At 70.1% G+C, this 3,208-nt stretch carries 1 protein-coding gene; it reads left to right on the top strand.

Going from position 1 to position 3,208, the window contains the following annotated elements:
- Window positions 1–15: 15 nt before the first annotated feature.
- On the top strand, window positions 16–3,208 hold a 3,193-nt coding region (locus VT50_RS35340), incomplete at its 3' end, for an amino acid adenylation domain-containing protein (RefSeq protein ID WP_338058378.1).

Genomic DNA, 3,208 nt, shown 5'->3' with positions numbered 1-3,208 from the left:
GAGCGTGCGGATCGGGTGGCGGGTGGTTTGGTGGCTCGGGGTGTGGGGCGTGGTGATGTGGTGGGTGTGGTGATGGAGCGGTCGGTGGAGTTGGTGGCGGTGTGGCTGGGTGTGGTGCGGGTGGGTGCGGGGTTTGTGCCGGTGGATGTGGGGTGGCCGGTGGCGCGGCGGGGGTTGGTGTTGGGGCAGGTGGGTTTGGTGGTGGCGGATGGTGGTTTGGGGGTGCCGGGTGCGGTGGTGGTGGATGAGTTGTTGGGTGGTTCGGGGGGTGTGCCGGAGGTGGTGGTTTCGGCGGAGGATGTGGCGTATGTGATGTTCACCTCTGGTTCGACGGGTGTGCCGAAGGGGGTGGCGGTGAGTCATGGTGCGGTGGCTGGGTTGGTGATGGATGGGTGTTGGAGTGGGGCGGCGCGTGGGCGGGTGTTGATGCATGCGCCGCATGCGTTTGATGTGGCGCTTTTTGAGGTGTGGGTGCCGTTGGTGAATGGTGGTCGGGTGGTGGTGGCGCCGCCGGGTCGGGTCGATGCTGTGGTGTTGGCGGACTTGGTGAAGGCGCATGGGCTGACGGCTGTGCATGTGACGGCTGGGTTGTTCGGTGTGTTGGCGGAGGAGTCGCCGGGGTGTTTGTCGGGTCTTGCGGAGGTGCTGACCGGTGGTGATGTGGTGCCTGCGGGTGCGGTTGCGCAGGTGAAGGCGGCTTGCCCGGGGATTGTGGTGCGGCATTTGTACGGGCCGACCGAGGCCACCCTGTGCGCCACGACATACGCGGTCGCCGCTGGGGCGGTGGCTCCGGCGGTGTTGCCGATCGGTCGGCCGCGCGACAACACCAAGGCGTTCGTCCTCGACGAATACCTCAACCCCGTACCCGCCGGGGTGAGGGGTGAGCTCTATCTCGCCGGAGCGGGACTCGCCCGTGGGTACATGGGACACCCTCGCCTCACGGCGGAGCGCTTTGTGGCGTGTCCGTTCACGGGTGGGCGGATGTATCGCACCGGTGATCTGGCGTGGTGGACGGCCGATGGTGAGCTGGTGTTCGCGGGTCGGGTGGATGAGCAGGTGAAGATCCGTGGTTTCCGGGTGGAGCCGGGTGAGATCGAGGCCGTGCTGGCCGCTCATGAGAGCGTGGGTCAGGTCGCGGTGGTCGTGCGTGAGGACCGGCAGGGCGATAAACGTCTCGTGGCCTATGTCGTGTGTAGTGGCGACGGCCACGGCGAGAGTGGTCTGGCCGGATTGCGGGAGTACGTGGCCGAGCGGCTGCCCGAGTACATGGTCCCGGCCGCCCTGGTCCCCCTGGACACCCTCCCCGTCACCGCCAACGGCAAGCTGGACCGCGCCGCCCTGCCCGCCCCCGAGTTCGGCGGCGCCACCGGCCGTGGCCCCGCCACTCCGGTCGAGGAGATCATCGCCGGGGTCTTCGGCGAGGTGCTTGGGCTGGACTGGGTGGACACGGAGGCGTCCTTCTTCGAGCTGGGCGGCGACTCCCTGCTCGCCATGCGGCTCATCGCGCGCATCCGCGCGGTCCTGGGGGCGGAGCTCACCATCGGGGAGCTCTTCGCCGCCGCCTCGGCCGCCGGTGTGGCCCGGCTGGTGGACGCGGCAACCGGCCGGACGCACGCCGCGCTGACGGCGCGGCCCCGGCCTGAGGTGCTGCCGCTGTCGTTCGAGCAGCAGCGGATGTGGTTCCTCAACCAGCTTGAGGGCGCGGGCGAGGGCGCGGCGTACAACCTCCCGCTCGCCCTGCGGATGTCCGGCGACCTGGACCTCGCCGCGCTGGAGGCCGCGCTGGGCGATGTCGCCGACCGGCACGAGAGCCTGCGCACGATCTACCCAGCGAGCGAAGGTGTCCCGCGTCAGCAGGTGCTCGAGGGTGCCGCGGGCAGGCCGCCGCTGGTCGTGGTGGACACCACCGAGGAGGAGATCGGCGGCGCCCTCACGGCTCATGTGGGCCGCGGCTTCGATGTCAGCGTCGACCTGCCCTGGCGGATCCGGCTGCTCAGGACCGGCCCCACGGAGTATGTCCTGCTGATGGTGGCGCATCACATCGCGGTGGACGGCTGGTCGATGGGCGTACTCGCACAGGACCTTGAGACCGCATACACCGCCCGCCACCAGGGCCGACTTCCGGGCTGGGAGCCACTGCCCGTGCAGTACGCGGACTACGCGCTCTGGCAACGCGAGGTGCTCGGCGAGCTCGGCGATTCCGGCGACCCCGGCCATCCGCGGAGTGTCATCAGCGGGCAGCTGGACTACTGGCGGCGGGCGCTCGCCGGTGCCCCGGAGGAGCTGGACCTGCCGACCGACCGGCCCCGACCGGCCGCGCCGACGTTCCGCGGGCGCACCCTGCCGGTGGAGGTGGGCGCGGAGACCCACGCGCGGCTGGTGGAGCTGGCACGGCGCGGCCGGGCGACGATGTTCATGGTCGTACACGCGGCGCTGGGGGTTCTGCTGTCGCGGATGGGTGCGGGCACGGACATTCCCATCGGTACGGCGACGGCGGGGCGTGGTGACGCGGCGCTGGACGGGCTGGCCGGATTCTTCGTCAACACGCTGGTGCTGCGCACCGATCTGAGCGCCGACCCGGGCTTCGATGAGCTGCTGGCCCGGGTGCGGGAGGCCGATCTTGGCGCGTACGCGCATCAGGACGTGCCGTTCGAGCGGCTGGTCGAGGACCTTAACCCGACCCGATCGCTCTCCAGAAACCCGCTGTTCCAGATCATGCTCGTCCTCCAGAACCTGCCCGCGTCCCAGGGCCGGTGGAATCTGCCCGGGCTGCGGGTCGGGCCGCTGCAGTCCACCTCGCAGGAGTCCACCGCCAAGTTCGACCTGTCGCTGACGCTGGCGGAACGGCGCGACAGCGAGGGCGATCCGGCCGGGCTCGTGGGCGGCCTGTTGTACGCGACGGATCTGTTTGATGAGGGCACGGTGGGGTTGTTGGCGGGGCGTTTGGTGCGGGTGTTGGAGGCGGTGGCGGTTGATCCGGGGGTGCGGGTCAGTGAGATTGATGTGTTGGGGGAGGGTGAGCGTTCGCGGGTGGTGGGGGAGTGGAATGCCACGGAGCGTTCGGTGTCCGGGGTGTCGTTGGTGGAGTTGTTCGCGGCGCGGGTAGCGGAGGCGCCGGATGCGGTGGCGGTGGTGGGGGCGGACGGCCGGGAGTGGTCGTATGGGGAGTTGTCCGAGCGTGCGGATCGGGTGGCGGGTGGTTTGGTGG

This window comes from Streptomyces antioxidans, from assembly GCF_000968685.2.
Taxonomy (GTDB): Bacteria; Actinomycetota; Actinomycetes; order Streptomycetales; family Streptomycetaceae; genus Streptomyces; species Streptomyces antioxidans.
Note: the sequence above shows the minus strand (reverse complement) of the source record. Positions and strands in the feature narration are given on the sequence as shown.